This window comes from Enterobacter cloacae complex sp. HYC074_NIDB (assembly GCF_056673345.1).
Map to the genome: position 1 here is coordinate 15878 of NZ_CP114214.1, position 18193 is coordinate 34070.

Genomic DNA, 18193 nt, shown 5'->3' on the forward strand with positions numbered 1-18193 from the left:
CATATTACGCGGGTAGGATCAAAATGCCCGCCAACCTATACCAAGGCATCGGTTCGATTTGACGGTACTGAAGCTGGCAATGGCGATCTGGCGATAGGTAACCCGGAAAAAACAGGCACGCCAGGCGACTTTACGGGTACAGGCGACGCGGTCACTGCAACGGGCGTAGCGATTCGTATCTATAACCGCGCAGACAACTCTCAGGTTGAGTTATACAAAGATTCTGCCACAACTGATATTGTGGATACTAAGGCCGATTTAAAATTCATTGCACGTTATATTGCAACCTCTACGACCGTAACGCCAGGTACAGCTAACGCTGACTCTCAGTTCACCGTTGAATATGTGAAATAATTACATTTATTAGTTAAAAGACGCCCTTATTCGCGTTGCTAATAATAAACATTTTAAGGGCGTCAACTAATGAGAGGCTGTATGGTTGCTTTTACACGTTTATTTAAAACATTCATGGCTGCGACAATGTGTCTCAGCTCGTCAATAGCCTGTGCAGGCATCATTGTCGGCGGCACGCGCGTCATTTTTTTGGCTGATAGTCCTGATGCCACCATATCGATTTACAACAAAGAGAGCGATCTGCCGTACCTGATACAAACCTGGGTCGACCCCTTTGACAAAGAAGATAAACATAAACCGCCTTTTACCGTCATACCACCCGTTTCCAGGCTTGAGCCAATGCAAGAAAAGGTCTTACGCGTACTTAAAATGGCCGGGACGTTGCCTACCGATCGCGAATCCGTTTTTTGGCTGAACATAAAAAATATTCCGCCATCCAGCAGTAAAAAAGAGACCAGCTCGCTGGAAATTGCGATTAAGACACGTATCAAACTGTTCTGGCGACCGGCGGCTATTACGTTAATCCCTGAGAAGGCGGTAGCGAACGTCGCATGGTCAAAACAAGGTCGGCAACTTATTGTTCAGAATAATAATCCTATCCATATCAATATCATGGATGTATCAGTTGATGGTAAAGACATACCAGTCAATATGATCAAACCCTTTGAAAAACTCTCGCTGACATTACCACCAGGAAGTGCAGGCCATACGCTTGTTTGGCGTTTTATTAATGATTACGGCGCCGTCAGCAACCCAGTAAAACAGGTGCTTTAATATTCTGATAGGGATGTCTTAATGATTGGCTTACGTCACTGCATTGCCATGATATCGGGGTTATGTCTGAGCATTCCTGTTCAGTCATTAGCACAGGACAGCCTGTTTAACCCGAAACTTCTGGAAATCGATCATCCGGTCGATGTCGATATTCGTCAATTTAACCGTTCCAACGCGCTTCCCCCTGGCAGCTATAAAGTTGATGTATTCATTAACGGCAAATTTTTTGAACGTAAGGAAGTGACGTTTGTGCAGGATGCTCCCGAGGACGAACTCCATCCTTGCTACGTCGCTATCAATGATGTCCTTATATCTTACGGCGTAAAGGTTGAGGCGTTGAAAACGCTGCGTGGAGTGGATAGCACCGCCTGCGTCAACCCCGCTCCGTTGGTGGAGGGATCACGCTGGCTATTCGACGGCAACAAGCTGGTGTTGAACATCTCCATTCCACAAATTTATCTTGATTCAGCGGCGTATGATTATATTAGTCCCTCGCGATGGGATGAAGGCATTAACGCCTTGATGACCAACTATGACTTTTCCGGTTCGCATACTCTTCGATCAAATTATGATTCTGAGGAGGATGACAGCTACTACCTGAATTTGCGCAATGGTCTTAATCTCGGGTCCTGGCGGCTTCGCAACTACAGCACAGTGGATTCGACAGCAGGCAGCGCTGAGTACCACTCCATCAGCAGCTATGTGCAGCGAGATATCGCCGCGCTACGCAGCCAGATCATGGTTGGCGATACCTGGACCGCAAGCGACATCTTTGACAGTACGCAGATCCGCGGCGTCAGACTCTATACCGATGACGACATGCTACCGTCCAGTCAGAATGGCTTTGCGCCGATAGTGCGCGGTATCGCAAAAAGCAACGCGACCGTGACGATCCGCCAGAATAACTATGTGATCTATCAGTCGGCGGTACCGCAGGGCGCGTTTGAAATCACCGATCTGAATACCACCAGCGGTGGCGGCGATCTGGACGTAACAATCAAAGAGGAAGACGGCAGCGAGCAGCGTTTTACACAGCCTTACGCTTCTCTGGCAATACTGAAACGCGAAGGACAGACCGACGTTGATGTCAGCGTCGGTGAAATGCGCGCTGAGAGCGGCTTTACACCCGATGTGTTACAGGCGCAGGTATTACACGGGATGCCGTGGGGATTAACGCTCTACGGTGGAACGCAGGTTGCGCAAGATTATGCCTCCGCAGCTATAGGGATGGGGAAGGATATGGGTGCGCTGGGTGCGATGTCGCTAGATATAACCCAGGCTCGCTCGTCTTTTGACAATGGCGACGAGGAAAAAGGGCAATCATACCGTTTCCTCTATTCCAAACGATTTGATGATACAGATACCAATTTTCGTCTCGTAGGATACCGGTACTCTACAGAAGGCTTTTATTCACTAACCGAGTGGGCATCTCGCCAGAATGATGTTTCTGATTTCTGGAACATGGGAAACCGGCGTAGTCGCCTGGAAGGTACCTGGACCCAATCGTTGGGGCCCGATCGGGGAAATTTCTACCTGACGCTGAGCCGTCAGCAGTACTGGCACACCGATGAGGTCGAGCGTCTGCTTCAGCTTGGTTACAGCAATAACTGGCGGCAGATATCATGGAACCTGACATGGAATTATACCGACTCGATCAACCGCTATTCCAGCGGCAGCCACAGCGACGACTACACCGATAGCGAACATATTTTTATGTTCACGGTTTCTTTGCCGCTCTCTGGCTGGTTGGAAGGGAGTTACGTTAACTACTCCATGACCCAGAATAATCATAACGACAGTAGCATGCAGGCCGGGATCGGCGGCACTCTGTTGGAAGGCCACAATCTGGCGTATAGCGTGCAGGAGTCCTGGACGAATACATCGAATAATACCCATAGCAGCAATGCCAGCCTGAACTACGACGGCACCTACGGATCGGTAAATGGCAGCTACGCCTATAGCCAGGATTCGCAGCGTATAAACTACGGGGCGCGTGGCGGTATTCTGATTCACCGCGACGGCGTGACCTTTTCCCAGGAGTTGGGTGAAACGGTGGCGCTAGTGGAAGCGCCAGGAGCGGGCGGCCTGTCGATTGAAAACACGACCGGGGTAGCGACGGACTGGCGTGGATACACCGTCAAAACGCAGCTTAATCCTTACGAAGAAAACCGTATAGCGATTAACAGCAACTATTTTTCACGTGCTAACGTCGAACTGGATAATACCGTTGTTAATCTTGTACCTACCCGCGGCGCGGTAGTGAAAGCAGCGTTTAAAACTCGCATCGGCTATCGCGTTTTATTCAGCGTCATTATGGCTAACGGCAAACCTGCGCCGTTTGGCGCAATGGCGACGGCCGATCTGGATACGGGAACGGTAACCGGGATTGTGGGGGATAACGGCGAGCTTTATCTTTCAGGAATGCCCTTAGTTGGCCGTTTTAATATTACTGGTCAATCCATCTGCCAGGTTGAGTATCATCTCGAAGCGCCAAAGGACAATGGGCTGTTACAACTGCCGGTAACATGCGCTAATAACGGAGTATCAAATTGAATATCGTTAAATTAATCATCGTGCTGTGCATCTGCGCAGTGTGCCAGCACGCATGGTCTGCGGATACATATTGCGAAGCTAAAGGCGGTACACACCACAGCATACTTTCGTTTTCCGGCACTACGCTCAGCGCCTCACAGAATAAAGCTGGCCAGACAATTAGCAAACAAGTAGATAACGGTGGTCAGTATGAAGGGGTATGCCACTGTAATCGCGATTATAACTATGTTTACTTTACAGCCAAAGATAACCCCGCCTTGCAGAAAAGCGTCAGCCGAAATAAAGTGCAATATTATGTATTAGATGAGTATTTAGATGTTGGATTGTCGATCATGATCATGGGGCGCGGTTATATCAACGTTCCCTTTGAGGACCGGCCTAACAACCCCAGTGGTTATTACAACTGCGTTAATTCCCTTAATACGACCACCTTTACAAGCGGTTCCGACGCAACCATTTATTTTTATGTCAAAGAACCGTTTATCGGCACCGTTACTATTCCGTTGACGTTACTCGCTTCGCTGTATGCTAATACTTCTAGTGTATTAGCCACCGACTATGGCAATAAACTGGCTGATGTTTTTATTCAAGGGGATATTACCGCGCCGCAGGAGTGTGAAGTTAACGGCGGTCAAATCATTGAAGTGGATTTTGGTAAAATCTCTGCGTCTTCATTTTCATCTGTAGCGGGCACTGGCCTTTCCGATAAGAAAATACCCATCAAGGCGTCGGTAAGATGCACTGGGATGAGCTCAGGGCAAGATGTTGAAGTTTCACTCCATGCCACCCAGGCAGGCGCGTTTTCAACCATGATTGAGACAACAAACCAGGATGTGGGTATTAAGGTCTACGACGAGTTTAATCAAGAAGTGGATGTTAACGGCGGACGCATGGAAACGGACATGGGAACCCGTTCTCGACTGGGTGTGGAGACGGGTGAGTTTAATTTTTCTGCTGCGCCGGCGAGCGCGACGGGAGCCAGGCCTGAGCCAGGAACGTTTACCGCGACTGCCACCATTACGATGGAAATTAAAAACTGATTCGTCAACGGCTGTTTATGACAGCCGTTGTCATATTACGCTTTTTGAACCAGACTAAACATGCTTATTGTGACAATTTTATGGCAGGGGGTTGAATATATAATTATCATTTTCAATGACTTATATCCAACGCCTTGATTGTCATAAAACTGTCATATTTCGTACATTTATCTGTCACCTGTTTGTCCTATTTTGCTCATCGTAGCCACTTAAACAATGATTTACGAAATCCTTGCAGGAGACATTATGAAAGTTATGCGTACCACTGTCGCAACTGTTGTCGCCGCGACCTTATCGATGAGCGCTTTCTCTGCCTTCGCAGCAGCAAGCCTGACTGGCGCTGGTGCAACCTTCCCTGCGCCGGTGTATGCCAAATGGGCGGATACCTACCAGAAAGAGACCGGTAACAAGGTCAACTATCAGGGTATCGGCTCCTCCGGTGGCGTAAAACAAATTACCGCGAATACCGTTGATTTCGGCGCATCCGACGCTCCGCTGTCTGATGAGAAACTGAATCAGGAAGGCCTGTTCCAGTTCCCGACCGTGATCGGCGGCGTTGTGCTGGCTGTTAACATCCCTGGCCTGAAATCAGGCGAGCTGGTGCTGGACGGCAAAACCCTGGGTGACATCTACCTGGGCAAAATCAAAAAATGGGATGACGAAGCCATCACTAAGCTGAACCCGGGCGTTAAGCTGCCTTCGCAGAATATCGCGGTGGTTCGTCGTGCTGACGGCTCTGGCACCTCTTTCGTGTTCACCAGCTATCTGGCGAAAGTGAACGAAGAGTGGAAATCTAAAGTCGGTTCCGGCTCTACCGTTAACTGGCCAACCGGTCTGGGCGGTAAAGGCAACGACGGTATCGCAGCCTTCGTACAGCGTCTGCCTGGCTCTATCGGCTACGTAGAGTACGCCTACGCTAAGCAGAACAATCTGGCCTACACCAAACTGGTTTCTGCCGACGGCAAACCGGTTAGCCCGACCGAAGAGAACTTCGCCAACGCCGCCAAAGGCGCTGACTGGAGCAAATCCTTCGCTCAGGACCTGACTAACCAGAAAGGTGAAGACGCGTGGCCAATCACCTCTACCACCTTCATTCTGGTTCACAAAGAGCAGAAGAAACCAGAGCAGGGCGCAGAAGTGCTGAAGTTCTTCGACTGGGCATACAAAAACGGCGGCAAACAGGCTAATGACCTGGATTACGCCAGCCTGCCAGACAGCGTGGTTGAGCAGATTCGTGCTGCATGGAAAACCAACGTGAAAGACAGCAGCGGTAAAGCGCTGTACTAACAGGATATTTTTAACGAAGATGGCGGGTGGCGCGCAGCGATCCCGCCCTACGGTTTACTCTGTAGGCCCGGTAAGCGTCAGCGCCACCGGGCATATTCGTAAGACGTCTCATAAAGAAGAGTAATTTATGGCTGCAACCAAGCCTGCATTTAACCCTCCGGGTAAAAAAGGTGACATGATTTTCAGCGCGCTGGTGAAACTGGCTGCGCTGATTGTGCTATTGCTGCTGGGCGGCATTATCGTGTCCCTGATTTTCTCCTCCTGGCCGAGCATTCAAAAATTTGGTTTCGCCTTCCTGTGGACCAAAGAGTGGGATGCGCCGAACGATATTTACGGTGCGCTGGTGCCGATTTACGGCACGCTGGTGACCTCTTTTATCGCCCTGCTAATTGCGGTTCCGGTGAGCTTCGGTATTGCCTTGTTCCTGACGGAACTGGCGCCAGGCTGGCTGCGGCGTCCGCTGGGTATCGCCATTGAACTGCTGGCGGCCATCCCAAGTATCGTTTACGGCATGTGGGGCCTGTTTATTTTTGCTCCGCTGTTTGCAACGTACTTCCAGGAGCCGGTCGGTAACGTGCTTTCTGCCGTTCCGTTTGTGGGGGCGCTGTTCTCCGGCCCGGCATTCGGTATCGGCATTCTGGCGGCGGGTGTGATCCTCGCCATCATGATTATTCCGTACATTGCGGCGGTCATGCGCGATGTCTTCGAACAAACCCCGGTGATGATGAAAGAGTCCGCCTACGGCATCGGCTGCACCACCTGGGAAGTTATCTGGCGCATCGTCCTTCCGTTCACCAAAAATGGGGTGATTGGCGGCATTATGCTGGGCTTAGGTCGCGCGCTCGGTGAAACCATGGCGGTCACCTTTATCATCGGCAACACCTACCAGCTCGATAGCGCTTCGCTCTATATGCCGGGGAACAGTATTACTTCTGCGCTGGCGAACGAATTTGCCGAAGCGGAATCCGGGCTGCACGTCGCGGCGCTGATGGAACTGGGCCTGATCCTGTTTGTTATCACCTTTATTGTGCTGGCTATCTCCAAGCTGATGATTATGCGTCTGGCTAAAAACGAGGGGGCACGCTAATGGCAACTCTCGATATGCAAAATACCGCTCAGCTTGCGGAATCCCGTCGCAAAATGCAGTCAAAGCGCCGGATTAAAAACCGCATTGCGCTGACGCTTTCCATGGCCACGATGGCGTTCGGCCTGTTCTGGCTGATCTGGATCCTGATGTCAACCATCACCCGCGGCATCGATGGAATGTCCCTGGCGCTGTTCACGGAAATGACGCCGCCGCCGAACACGGCGGGCGGTGGTCTGGCAAACGCCCTGGCGGGTAGCGGCCTGCTGATCCTGTGGGCGACCGTTTTCGGTACACCGTTGGGCATCATGGCGGGTATCTATCTGGCGGAGTATGGGCGCAAGTCCTGGATCGCTGAAGTCATCCGCTTTATTAACGACATTCTGCTTTCTGCCCCGTCGATTGTCGTGGGTCTGTTTGTTTACACCATCGTGGTGGCGCAAATGGAACACTTCTCCGGCTGGGCGGGTGTGATTGCGCTGGCGCTGTTGCAGGTGCCTATCGTTATTCGTACTACTGAAAACATGCTGAAACTGGTGCCGGACAGCCTGCGTGAAGCGGCTTACGCGCTGGGCACGCCGAAATGGAAAATGATTTCGGCGATCACCCTGAAAGCGTCCGTCTCGGGGATCATGACCGGTATCCTGCTGGCTATCGCCCGTATCGCCGGTGAAACCGCACCGCTGCTGTTTACCGCCCTCTCCAACCAGTTCTGGAGCACGGACATGATGCAGCCGATCGCCAACCTGCCGGTGACGATCTTTAAATTTGCGATGAGCCCATTCGCGGAATGGCAGCAGCTGGCCTGGGCCGGGGTGCTGATCATCACCCTTTGCGTACTGTTGCTGAACATTCTGGCGCGCGTCATTTTCGCGAAGAAGAAACACGGTTAAATTTTTACGGCGCGGCAGCTCGCGGCGCCGAATGAGGAAATGAGTCAATGAGTATGGTTGATACTGCCCCGGGTAAGATTCAGGTTCGTGATTTGAACTTCTACTACGGCAAATTCCATGCCCTGAAGAATATCAATCTGGATATCGCGAAGAACCAGGTAACGGCATTCATCGGTCCGTCCGGCTGTGGTAAATCCACGCTGCTGCGCACCTTTAACAAAATGTATTCGCTCTATCCGGAGCAGCGCGCAGAAGGTGAAATTCTGCTGGACGGTGACAACATCCTGACCAATACCCAGGATATCGCCCTGCTGCGTGCGAAAGTGGGGATGGTATTCCAGAAACCCACGCCGTTCCCGATGTCGATCTATGACAACATCGCCTTTGGTGTGCGTCTGTTTGAGAAGCTCTCCCGTGCGGATATGGACGAGCGCGTGCAGTGGGCATTGACCAAGGCCGCATTATGGAACGAAACCAAAGATAAACTTCACCAGAGCGGGTACTCTCTCTCCGGTGGTCAGCAGCAGCGTCTGTGCATTGCGCGCGGTATCGCCATTCGCCCGGAAGTCTTGCTGCTGGATGAGCCGTGCTCAGCCCTGGACCCGATCTCAACCGGGCGTATCGAAGAGCTGATCACCGAGCTGAAGCAGGATTACACCGTGGTGATCGTGACCCACAACATGCAGCAGGCTGCACGTTGTTCTGACCACACGGCGTTTATGTACCTGGGCGAGTTGATTGAGTTCAGCGATACGGATGCGCTGTTCACCCGTCCGGCGAAGAAACAAACCGAAGATTATATTACTGGCCGCTACGGTTGATTTGCCTTAGTGCATGTGGAGAAACCATGGACAACCTCAATCTTAATAAACACATTTCCGGCCAGTTTAACGCAGAGCTGGAAAGCATTCGCACCCAGGTGATGACCATGGGCGGCATGGTCGAGCAGCAGCTTTCTGATGCGATCACGGCGATGCACAACCAGGACAGCGAGCTGGCGAAGCGCGTTATTGAAGGCGACCACAACGTCAATATGATGGAAGTCGCCATCGACGAAGCCTGCGTGCGCATCATTGCGAAGCGTCAGCCGACGGCGAGCGACCTGCGTCTGGTGATGGCGATCATCAAAACCATCGCCGAGCTGGAGCGTATCGGTGACGTGGCGGATAAAATCTGCCGCACCGCGCTGGAGAAATTCTCCCAGCAGCACCAGCCGCTGCTGGTGAGTCTGGAGTCTCTCGGTCGCCACACCGTGCAGATGCTGCACGACGTGCTGGACGCTTTCGCGCGCATGGATCTGGACGAAGCGGTCCGTATCTACCGTGAAGACAAGAAAGTTGACCAGGAATACGAAGGCATAGTGCGTCAGCTGATGACCTACATGATGGAAGATTCCCGTACCATTCCAAGCGTACTCACCGCGCTGTTCTGCGCGCGCTCAATCGAGCGTATCGGTGACCGCTGCCAGAACATTTGCGAATACATCTTCTACTTCGTGAAGGGGCAGGATTTCCGACACGTGGGCGGCGACGAGCTGGACAAGCTGCTGGCGGGCAAAGATCCGAAAGAGTGATTTTTACCCTCACCCTAACCCTCTCCCACAGGGCTGAGGGATCCCCAGTAATATGGTCATGCCACCATGACCATATTACTGTACTCTTTTCCCAGCTTTTTCATCTCGTTACCTATATTCAGTCGCCTTACTTTATCAGGCTCATGCCGGATCACTTCTTCTGCCAGACTCAGGTAGGACAGAACCCGTTTATGCCTGACGCTGCTTGCCTGATAGTGCCTGTGTAAGCACTGTCTTTCGGCCCTGTAGCCTGCCAGCCACATCACCAGACTTGCCATCGCCGCCACCATATTCAGTACTTCCAGTCGTCCTTTTCCCTGGCTCCGGCTCAGCCTCAGACCGAACCCGAAGCGTGGACTCTTGTCGTCCCGGAAGTTTTGTTCTATCTGCATTCTGCGGCTGTACAGCGCCATTATCTGGTGTGGCTCCAGACCTTCTGCATTACTGAACAGCAGCCACGGCTCCCGTGCGCTGCTGCGGTGTTCCCGCTGTGTTTTTGGCATTCCGCCCTTTCCATGACGCCCTGCTTCCGGGCGCCTGTGCAGATAAAACCGTCCGTAACAGGGCGTACGTGGTTTACGGGACAGGACACCGTGCCCCACGCAGACCGGTTGCCCGGAGGCCTCAAGCTCGCTGATTTTCATCCACTTTTTTTCTCCGTCCAGCCGGAAGCTGATGCAGCCCCTGACCCTGCCGGTAAAGCTCCAGCCCAGCTGGCTGACATGCCGGAACCAGTCTGTTCTGAAGCCGGCATCCGTAATGACGGTGACGGCTTTATCTTTCGGGATGGCATCATGGAGGCGGTCAAGGAAGCGACACTGTACATCGCTGTTCTGCGCCAGCTCTGCGGGAACCACCTCACTCATAAGAGGAAGTGAACGACCATTACAGAGCAGGCTTGCCCGCAGAAGATGCCAGTTCCTGTCATGCCAGCCTGTCCAGTCGACAGCGATAACACAGAAGGGCATCACGGAGGTGATGGCATGTGTGAGGTGGTGCTGAATACGGGGAATATCACGCTGGAGAGCGGTATTGCCCAGGGCACGGTCAACCCGTTTAATTTTATTTTTGACGTGCGCCCTGCCGGGCAGGGTTCGTCCCAGGCTGGTCAGGGTCAGTCTGGCGCCGTGGGTGAGGGCAACAGCCATGGAAACAAGGACATTAACCCGAAAGCTGTGAATGTCCGGTAAAGACGCGGAGAAAAATTTCTGGCAGACTGTCTGTAAAGGCACGATGAGGTCTCTTCTGATTTGTTAGCGCAACCAGTAGATCACACTTCATCGTGCTTTTCATTTTTCTGGGGAACCCTCAGCCCACAGGGAGAGGGGACCATTCGGTTTTCTCCCTCTCCCTGTGGGAGAGGGCCGGGGTGAGGGGAAAACTCAGCGAGTAATATCCCACCCGCGCGCCTTCCACAACGCTGGCAGTTGCGCCAGATCGGTAAAGGTCGTCACTTTTGGATGATCGATCGGCTTGTTGTGCGGATCGGCGCAGAAGTAAAACACCTCCATCCCCGCATCAATCCCCGACTGCGCGCCCGCAGACGAGTCATCCACCAGGATGCAGTTCTCCACGTTGACGTTCATCGCCTTCGCCGCGTGGAACATCAATGCCGGATCCGGCTTCCAGCGCTGGATATCGTAGCCACTGAACAGTTTTTCCGGGAAGTGGTGCAACATGTTCAGCTTGCCGAGCGAGTGCTGCATTTTGCTGACCGGGCCGTTAGAGACCACGCAGATCGGCACCGTCATCGCATCCAGCAGCGTGTTAGCGCCAGCGATAACTTCCAGCTCGGCGTCGAAGAGGCGTGCGACCTCGGCGCGGTACACCGGTTCCAGATCCGCTTTCGCCAGATCCACCCCGTGCTCTTCGTTAATGATGTCGATGATCTCGTACAGCTTCACGCCCTTAAAGCGTTTAAACACCTCTTCGAGATCGAGCGTAATACCAAATTCCTGGAACATGGCGACATACGCGCGGGAACAAATGACCTCACTGTCGACCAGCGTACCGTCACAGTCGAAAAATACCGCTTCAATTCCGGACATGCCTTTCCCTTTTAACAAGTTTAACGTTTTCGTACGGCAGTTCACCGGGACGCAATCGTTGCCGTATAAGCAAAATCAATGAAAAAAGTATCCCGTAACCGCCACTATTGTCGCATTTTGGTATAGGATAGCGACGAATTTTCCCTCCTTGTTCGGAAATTGATGATGAGTCAACAACACACTACCCAGACGTCTGGTCAGGGGCTGCTTGAGCGCGTGTTCAAACTGCGCGAGCACGGCACAACGGCACGCACCGAAGTGATCGCCGGTTTTACTACCTTCCTGACGATGGTCTATATCGTTTTCGTTAACCCGCAAATTCTGGGCGTGGCTGGCATGGACACCAGCGCCGTCTTCGTGACCACCTGTCTGATCGCGGCGCTTGGCAGCATCCTGATGGGCGTTTTCGCTAATCTGCCCGTGGCGCTGGCCCCGGCAATGGGTCTGAATGCGTTCTTTGCGTTCGTGGTGGTTCAGGCGATGGGCCTGCCGTGGCAGGTCGGGATGGGCGCTATTTTCTGGGGCGCGGTCGGCCTGCTGCTGCTGACCATCTTCCGCGTGCGCTACTGGATGATTGCGAACATTCCCGTGAGCCTGCGCGTGGGTATCACCAGCGGTATCGGTCTGTTTATCGGCATGATGGGGCTGAAAAACGCTGGCGTTATCGTGGCGAACCCGGAAACGCTGGTGAGCATTGGTAACCTGACCTCTCACAGCGTGCTGCTGGGCGTGCTGGGCTTCTTTATCATCGCGATCCTGGCGTCGCGCAACATCCATGCTGCGGTGCTGGTCTCTATCATTGTGACCACGCTGCTGGGCTGGATGCTGGGTGACGTACATTACAACGGTATCGTCTCTGCGCCACCAAGCGTCTCTACCGTGATTGGCCACGTTGATCTGGCGGGCTCGCTGAACCTGGGTCTGGCCGGGGTGATTTTCTCCTTCATGCTGGTCAACCTGTTTGACTCCTCCGGTACGCTGATTGGCGTGACCGACAAAGCGGGTCTGGCGGATGAAAAAGGCAAATTCCCGCGCATGAAGCAGGCGCTGTATGTGGATAGCATCTCGTCCGTCGCTGGCTCTTTCATCGGCACCTCGTCTGTTACCGCTTACATTGAATCCTCTTCCGGTGTGTCCGTGGGCGGTCGTACTGGCCTGACGGCGGTAGTTGTGGGTCTGCTGTTCCTGCTAGTGATCTTCCTCTCTCCGCTGGCGGGGATGGTGCCACCATACGCGGCAGCTGGCGCGCTGATTTACGTCGGCGTGCTGATGACCTCAAGCCTGGCGCGCGTGAAGTGGGAAGATTTGACGGAAGCCGTTCCGGCGTTTATTACCGCGGTGATGATGCCGTTCAGCTTCTCGATCACCGAAGGTATCGCGCTGGGCTTTATCTCTTACTGCGTGATGAAGATCGGTACCGGCCGCTTCCGCGAACTCAGCCCGTGCGTGATTATTGTTGCGCTGCTGTTTGTGCTGAAGATTGTGTTTATTGATTCACACTAAGATGCTGGTGGTGTCAGGTGGCGCTTCGCTTACCTGACCTACGGGCAAAGTTCCCTCTCCCTGTGGGAGAGGGTTAGGGCGAAGGCTTACGCCTTCACCCGCTTAATATAATCCCCAAACGCGGTCAGCTGGCCAGAGAGATGGTCACGCGTACTCTGATCCACCACTTCACCCGTCTGCGGGTCGACCTTGTTCTGAATCACGCCGCCCATAAATTCCGGCTTGTTCATCACCATCGCATCCAGGAACACCAGGATCTGACGCAGGTGATACTGGCAGCGCGCGCCGCCAATGGCGCCCATTGAGCTGGTCTGGATCAGCACAGGTTTACCAGACAGCGGCTGCTCCGGTAAACGGGACAGCCAGTCAATGGCGTTCTTCAGACCACCCGGCACCGAGTAGTTATACTCAGGCGTCACAATCACCACGCCGTCAGCCTGACGGATCTGCTCGGCTATCGCTTCCACGCTTTGCGGGAACCCTTCTTCCTGCTGAACGTCAGCATCATAAAGCGGGATGTCGCCAATGGACGGCAGGGCACTGATCTCCATTCCCGCAGGCGCCAGCTGCGGCAGCGTACGGGCAACCATCCCGTTAAAAGAACCTTTGCGCAGGCTTCCCAGTAACGTAACAACTTTCAACGTATCAGACATGATTACTCCTGTTTCATCATGATGACCCTGGACGGATCAGCTATGGGTGTATGCTTTTTCTGCCGGTAAACTGGTTAATCGCATCAGGCGCGCGGCGGGCTCGTTGGCGCGCTCAGGGACATCCGGAAGACTACGCCAACCGCGAATACTGTCAAATTCCCAGATTTTCAGCCGTTCGATGGCGGGGCTCACCGCAACGGACCAGATCAGTACGTCCTCAGCGTCGCTGAGCGCCTCTACCAGCGAGGCTTTTGTCGCGCGCAGGCGTCCGGAGCCGGGGAGCAGCTGCAACAGGCTGGCGTCGTCTGACGCCGCGCCGTTCAGTTTGCGGATGCTCTGGCGAAGGGTGATGAGCTGCGCTCTGGCTTCAACAGGGTCGTTCTGGTTACGTATCCACAGCTTTTCATTGCTGGAGAGCGGGTATTCATCGAGCGCGTTAGCACCATGGAAGCTACGCGTGACGCGTTGCAGCTCCATATCCAGGCCACAATCACCTTCAGTCGTCAGCGCGACGCCAACAATGTTGCCGGTGTACGCAATGGAAAAATGGGGGAGTGCCGGGTCCGCAAAAACCGGGCGACCTTCTGGCTGGGTGAGTATGTCCGGTAGTTCGCTAGTGCCGTAAAGCATAAAAAGCAGTTCTGCGAGGAGCGCTCTGGAAGCTAAAAACCGCGTCCTGCGGTGTTCAGGTAGTTTGAGCGCCTCACTGTGACAGGCTGAAGAAAGTCTGGCCGATACGAGATGCCCTTCCGTTAATGTTCCTCGTGCAAAGTGCGTAGCCATTTTTCGCTCCTTGATAATGGTCGTAGTCGGTTAAACGGTTACATGATTATCGCTTAACTTAGCTTCTGTTTTAATCAGTAAATGGAAATAAGAGAAGCCTGAGCACCGAACTTTACATTATCTTAGGCAAAAACCTGATCTGGTGCGGTATACAGCGCTTTAATCGTCTCACGCAGCCAGAGGATTTTCGGATTATGGCTGTTCCGTTTATGCCAGATCAGCGTGAAGGGTACGGTGAGCTTTTCTGCCTGCGCCTCATCGATGGGAATGGGCAGACAGACCAGATTACGCTGGTGGAGTTGGTTGTAGTGATGGCAGTAGTGCGGCGCAGTGGCTATGTAGTTGTGATCCGGCTGGGCCGCCATAAACATCGACTGTTCAAAACCGGGCAAACTCATGGCGATGTTACGCTCCCGGCCCATCTCCCTTAGCACCTCGTCGAGCGCCCAGGTGTCACTGCGTTCCCAGAAGATGCTGATATGCGGGTAGCGCAGAAACGTCTCCAGATCCCACGCTTCCTGGAGCGCGGGATGATCCTCGCGCAAATACACGCACGGACGGTCACTGAACAGGATTTCGTAGTCGATAAACCACGGCATCAGCTTTAGCAGTTCGCGCGAGCGAGGGTGCGTTTCACGCCCGGTGAAGCCCAGATCCACTTCTCCGCGCGTAATGGCGTCCAGCGAATCGTAATCCCATTGCCGCAGCTTCACCGTCGCCTGTGGGTAGCGCTCGTTCACCTGCTCCAGCAGGGTATTAAAGCGGATCAGCATCAGCGGTGTTTCGGCGGCGAGCACAAACTTAAGCCCGCCTGGAGAGCTATGGTGGAATTTATCGAGGATCTGGTTGCCAATCTGCATCCAGTCGGCCAAATCCTTTTCCAGACTCACCGTCAGCGGCGTGGGCAGTAGCCCTAAAGGCGTTTTCACAAACAGCGGATCGTCGAACCAGTCGCGCAGCTTCGCCAGCGATTTACTCACCGCGGACGGCGTCACGTTCATCCGCTTCGCGGCTTTGGTGACGCTGCGCTCCTGCAACAAAAGTTGCAGGCAAAGTAAAAGATTAAGATCGAGACTGCTGATGGGCTTCTTCATAGTGCGCCGCGGGCTGGATGACCATAAGTAAGGTAATGCAGAGTATGCTACAGCCAATCAGAACCCCGATCAGCATATTCAGCGCGTTAAGGCCGATCACCGCCGCCAGCCAAATCCATAGCGAAGAACCGCAGACCTGCGCAATGCCCAGCACCGAGCTGGCCACGCCAGCCCGCAGCGAGAAGGGGCCAAGCGCCTGACTCATCGCCACACCAAAGCCGACGGAGAATCCGGCGCAGATCAGAGTAATGCCCACCAGCATTACAGCGTGTGAGGTGGCGGTCGCCAGGATCACGCCTGCGGCGAGAAACAGCGTCTGTGAGGTGAGCATCAGCGTGCGCTGGCGGAAGATGTTGAGCGCAAAGGGCGTTGAGAATGAAACCGCCATGCTCACCATCGCGGTTAGCGCCATCACCGACGAATACTCACCGCGATCGAAGCCCATCGTCTCCATCAGCAACACCGGGGAAACGTTTACATAGGTGAGGATCACCGCCACGCTAAGCGTGGTGATTGCCAGCCGACTCAGGAAAAAGCGATTCACCAGCTTTTCAGCCGGATGGAGGGTTGCGGTGTGATATGGCTGTTGCGAACCGGGATGGGTCTCTTTCAGCACCGTCACGGACAGGATAAAGACGATGGCGCCCATGGCTGCCATGGTCCAGAAAAGACTCTGCCACGGAAATTTAAGCATAATCAGGTAGCCTACAACCGGTGCCAGCACCGGGATGATGCAGGTAATGCCGTTAAGCATCGACAGCACCTTGGCGCGGCGCTGGGCGCTCAAGGTATCGCGCAGAATGGCAAAGGCCACCACGTAACAGCCGCCTGCGCCAATGCCCTGGATAAAACGTCCTGACAGGAACATTGTGCTTTCCTGAGCCACTGAACAGAGTACTGATGCCAGCGCAAAGATAACTGCACCCGTAATCGCGACGGGCTGGCGACCTGCTTTATCCGCGATTTTCCCGGCAAATACCATCGACGACGCCATTCCCGCGAGGTAGGCCGAAAACGCGATGTGCAGTTGCGCCTCGCTGGCACCCAGATCGCGGGCAATATGCGGTAGCCCCACCAGATACATATCAATGCCGGACGGATAAAGCAGAACTAATGCGAAACTACAAAACAGAAAACGCGCCATAAACCCCCCATAGATGCAGGCATGCAGGATAGGGGGTGAAAGGGGATTAGGCGAGTTGCCATTTGGACAATGGTGATTTCCCTGGAGGAAATCACCCTGTATTAACGGGACAATGCAGAAGCTGGAAAATCGTGCTAACTCGTTAATCTATTAGCAATACGTTGCCTTGAAAACATGGCTATGGGCACATTCAAGGACACAAAAGCGGGATGTTTGCTGATCCAGATGACAACATTACCCCCAGACTCTCGCCATTCCTTCGCTTTCCGGGCGGACTAACTCAAAACCGAACTTCGCGTAGAGTTCCGGTACATCAGCCACCAGAGAGACATAAGCGCCTTTATAAGCGTTGCTGTCCAGCCAGCGAATAATGTTTTCCATAATGATTCGGCCAAGTCCACGCCCCTGATGGGCGGGGTCGACGGCTATATCGACTATCTCGAAGTTTAATGCACCATCGCCAACGATACGCCCCATGCCGACAGGCACTCCTTGCCAGAGAATGTGTACGCCATAACAGCTTCTCGGCAAACCCACCCTGGCAGCCTCAAGCGGCCGTGCTGACAACCCCGATATACTTCGTAAACGACAAAAAGCTTCGGCAGAGGGAACAGATTCAACAACGGTATATTCGGTAGTCATGACCATCACCATTAGCAAACAATCAACATAGTTAGCAGGCTGACTCTGTAGTGGCAATAGCTTTTGCCAATGAATCTCGCCTTCTTAATAACTGAATATAAGATTTTATGCGGCACGCATAAGCCCTCTGTTATGAGGCGATAAGCATAGTTTTGCGTACTGACTTGCGCTATAGTCCCCACGTTGCGGCAAAACCGCAACCGGAATTGGCGTTCCGAATTATCACGAGTGTCGGTAGCGATGTTTGCAGTGCTACTGGCGCGGCCTGCGCTCGCCCCTTCAATGGTGGCTCAGGCAGGGGCTTCGAAAGAAGCGCCGGGTCGTGATAACCGGTACGCCAACCCTGTCTGGGTCACCACCAGTGAGCCTGGCGTCTCCGGTGGTGGCGTTAACCTGCTTATCACGAAGCGGAGCGCTGCGTATGTGTCCTGTCCCTGAATTTCCCATTGCACCAGCCTCCGCCGGAGGTATCTATGAAAATCACCGTAGAACAACCCTCAGCCAGAGAACTGGTCGATCGCTCGCGAGTCCTGGTGCATGTGATGCTCGAGCATCCTGACGATATCGGCCCGAATTATGCGTTGCTTCTCATCCTTGCCGACCAGCTACAACTGTTAAGGGATGCTTTTGAAGAGGATGAGATCAGACGGCTTAGGGATGAGAAATTACCTCAATAATTTTTACAGCGACCACAGCATCAGGGACAGATGTTGTGGTGTGTTTTGGTACAATTCGGAATCCAGCGATACATTCGTTATCTGAATCCTT

Annotated in this window: 17 protein-coding genes and 2 pseudogenes; 12 read left to right on the forward strand and 7 right to left on the reverse strand. The window is 53.4% G+C overall.

Translation table 11 applies throughout. The features are described from left to right. Positions 1–24: 24 nt before the first annotated feature. From O1724_RS00080 to phoU, 9 genes and pseudogenes are all read left to right on the forward strand, one after another. Positions 25–354, forward strand: a pseudogene (locus O1724_RS00080) (fimbrial protein); the annotation flags it as partial. 81 nt (positions 355–435) lie between these two features. Continuing rightward, on the forward strand, positions 436–1128 hold the full coding sequence (locus tag O1724_RS00085; protein WP_044596304.1) for a fimbrial chaperone: 693 nt from the start codon (positions 436–438) through the stop codon (positions 1126–1128). A gap of 21 nt (positions 1129–1149) precedes the next feature. Beyond that, entirely contained in the window at positions 1150–3681 is a 2532-nt protein-coding gene (locus O1724_RS00090; RefSeq protein ID WP_050870966.1) for a fimbria/pilus outer membrane usher protein, read from the forward strand. Then, a complete protein-coding gene (locus tag O1724_RS00095) occupies positions 3678–4721 on the forward strand; it encodes a fimbrial protein (RefSeq protein WP_023315074.1) in 1044 nt (347 codons plus the stop codon). Before O1724_RS00090 ends, O1724_RS00095 begins: the two co-directional genes overlap by 4 nt. A gap of 246 nt (positions 4722–4967) precedes the next feature. Next, complete coding sequence (gene pstS / locus O1724_RS00100; protein WP_022652104.1) at positions 4968–6008, forward strand: phosphate ABC transporter substrate-binding protein PstS; 1041 nt, start codon at positions 4968–4970, stop codon at positions 6006–6008. A gap of 127 nt (positions 6009–6135) precedes the next feature. Beyond that, entirely contained in the window at positions 6136–7095 is a 960-nt protein-coding gene (gene pstC, locus O1724_RS00105; RefSeq protein WP_003861158.1) for a phosphate ABC transporter permease PstC, read from the forward strand. Then, a complete protein-coding gene (pstA, locus tag O1724_RS00110) occupies positions 7095–7985 on the forward strand; it encodes a phosphate ABC transporter permease PstA (RefSeq protein ID WP_003861156.1) in 891 nt (296 codons plus the stop codon). The genes pstC and pstA overlap by 1 nt, the downstream gene beginning before the upstream one ends. Before the next feature lie 47 nt (positions 7986–8032). Further along, a complete protein-coding gene (pstB, locus tag O1724_RS00115) occupies positions 8033–8806 on the forward strand; it encodes a phosphate ABC transporter ATP-binding protein PstB (protein ID WP_003861154.1) in 774 nt (257 codons plus the stop codon). A gap of 26 nt (positions 8807–8832) precedes the next feature. After that, a complete protein-coding gene (phoU, locus tag O1724_RS00120) occupies positions 8833–9558 on the forward strand; it encodes a phosphate signaling complex protein PhoU (RefSeq protein WP_003861153.1) in 726 nt (241 codons plus the stop codon). Positions 9559–9614: 56 nt separating this feature from the next. On the opposite strand, the gene O1724_RS00125 is transcribed toward phoU, so the two are convergent. Both O1724_RS00125 and yieH read right to left on the reverse strand, forming a co-directional pair. Beyond that, positions 9615–10706 carry an IS4 family transposase gene (locus O1724_RS00125; protein ID WP_227661289.1) on the reverse strand — a complete coding sequence of 364 codons (1092 nt, stop codon included), beginning with the start codon at positions 10704–10706 and terminating at the stop codon, positions 9615–9617. 234 nt (positions 10707–10940) lie between these two features. Beyond that, on the reverse strand, positions 10941–11606 hold the full coding sequence (gene yieH / locus O1724_RS00130) for a 6-phosphogluconate phosphatase (protein WP_003861151.1): 666 nt from the start codon (positions 11604–11606) through the stop codon (positions 10941–10943). A 165-nt stretch (positions 11607–11771) separates the two neighbouring features. Between yieH and adeP the strand changes: the two genes are divergently transcribed. Then, entirely contained in the window at positions 11772–13109 is a 1338-nt protein-coding gene (adeP, locus tag O1724_RS00135) for an adenine permease AdeP (RefSeq protein ID WP_003861149.1), read from the forward strand. An 86-nt stretch (positions 13110–13195) separates the two neighbouring features. Here the strand turns inward: adeP and O1724_RS00140 are convergent, their stop codons facing one another. From O1724_RS00140 to O1724_RS00160, 5 genes are all read right to left on the reverse strand, one after another. Then, positions 13196–13762, reverse strand: coding sequence for an NADPH-dependent FMN reductase (locus O1724_RS00140; protein WP_003861147.1), 567 nt, complete (start codon positions 13760–13762; stop codon positions 13196–13198). Between the two features lie 36 nt (positions 13763–13798). Further along, entirely contained in the window at positions 13799–14545 is a 747-nt protein-coding gene (locus O1724_RS00145; RefSeq protein ID WP_003861145.1) for a 4'-phosphopantetheinyl transferase family protein, read from the reverse strand. 122 nt (positions 14546–14667) lie between these two features. Beyond that, positions 14668–15639 carry an HTH-type transcriptional regulator YidZ gene (yidZ, locus tag O1724_RS00150; protein WP_048209827.1) on the reverse strand — a complete coding sequence of 324 codons (972 nt, stop codon included), beginning with the start codon at positions 15637–15639 and terminating at the stop codon, positions 14668–14670. Beyond that, positions 15608–16783: an MFS transporter gene (locus O1724_RS00155; RefSeq protein ID WP_047055140.1), complete on the reverse strand. Its 1176-nt coding sequence runs from the start codon at positions 16781–16783 to the stop codon at positions 15608–15610. Before O1724_RS00155 ends, yidZ begins: the two co-directional genes overlap by 32 nt. 234 nt (positions 16784–17017) lie before the next feature. Continuing rightward, positions 17018–17425, reverse strand: a complete 408-nt coding sequence (locus tag O1724_RS00160; RefSeq protein WP_058679272.1) for a GNAT family N-acetyltransferase — start codon at positions 17423–17425, stop codon at positions 17018–17020. Between the two features lie 270 nt (positions 17426–17695). Between O1724_RS00160 and O1724_RS00165 the strand changes: the two are divergent. Together O1724_RS00165 and O1724_RS00170 are read left to right on the forward strand one after the other, a co-directional pair. Further along, positions 17696–17815: pseudogene (locus tag O1724_RS00165) on the forward strand (ash family protein); the annotation flags it as partial. A gap of 83 nt (positions 17816–17898) precedes the next feature. Further along, a complete protein-coding gene (locus O1724_RS00170) occupies positions 17899–18102 on the forward strand; it encodes a hypothetical protein (RefSeq protein ID WP_015959185.1) in 204 nt (67 codons plus the stop codon). The last annotated feature ends 91 nt before the right edge of the window (positions 18103–18193 follow it).

Excerpts from the sequence above, each read along its gene's own strand:
- O1724_RS00085 (WP_044596304.1), top strand. The coding sequence starts at position 436 with ATGGTTGCTTTTACACGTTTATTTAAAACATTCATGGCTGCGACAATG.
- O1724_RS00090 (WP_050870966.1), top strand. The coding sequence starts at position 1,150 with ATGATTGGCTTACGTCACTGCATTGCCATGATATCGGGGTTATGTCTG.
- pstS (WP_022652104.1), top strand. The coding sequence starts at position 4,968 with ATGAAAGTTATGCGTACCACTGTCGCAACTGTTGTCGCCGCGACCTTA.
- pstC (WP_003861158.1), top strand. The coding sequence starts at position 6,136 with ATGGCTGCAACCAAGCCTGCATTTAACCCTCCGGGTAAAAAAGGTGAC.
- pstA (WP_003861156.1), top strand. The coding sequence starts at position 7,095 with ATGGCAACTCTCGATATGCAAAATACCGCTCAGCTTGCGGAATCCCGT.
- pstB (WP_003861154.1), top strand. The coding sequence starts at position 8,033 with ATGAGTATGGTTGATACTGCCCCGGGTAAGATTCAGGTTCGTGATTTG.
- phoU (WP_003861153.1), top strand. The coding sequence starts at position 8,833 with ATGGACAACCTCAATCTTAATAAACACATTTCCGGCCAGTTTAACGCA.
- O1724_RS00125 (WP_227661289.1), bottom strand. The coding sequence starts at position 10,706 with ATGGCTGTTGCCCTCACCCACGGCGCCAGACTGACCCTGACCAGCCTG.
- yieH (WP_003861151.1), bottom strand. The coding sequence starts at position 11,606 with ATGTCCGGAATTGAAGCGGTATTTTTCGACTGTGACGGTACGCTGGTC.
- adeP (WP_003861149.1), top strand. The coding sequence starts at position 11,772 with ATGAGTCAACAACACACTACCCAGACGTCTGGTCAGGGGCTGCTTGAG.
- O1724_RS00140 (WP_003861147.1), bottom strand. The coding sequence starts at position 13,762 with ATGTCTGATACGTTGAAAGTTGTTACGTTACTGGGAAGCCTGCGCAAA.
- O1724_RS00145 (WP_003861145.1), bottom strand. The coding sequence starts at position 14,545 with ATGGCTACGCACTTTGCACGAGGAACATTAACGGAAGGGCATCTCGTA.
- yidZ (WP_048209827.1), bottom strand. The coding sequence starts at position 15,639 with ATGAAGAAGCCCATCAGCAGTCTCGATCTTAATCTTTTACTTTGCCTG.
- O1724_RS00155 (WP_047055140.1), bottom strand. The coding sequence starts at position 16,783 with ATGGCGCGTTTTCTGTTTTGTAGTTTCGCATTAGTTCTGCTTTATCCG.
- O1724_RS00160 (WP_058679272.1), bottom strand. The coding sequence starts at position 17,425 with ATGACTACCGAATATACCGTTGTTGAATCTGTTCCCTCTGCCGAAGCT.
- O1724_RS00170 (WP_015959185.1), top strand. The coding sequence starts at position 17,899 with ATGAAAATCACCGTAGAACAACCCTCAGCCAGAGAACTGGTCGATCGC.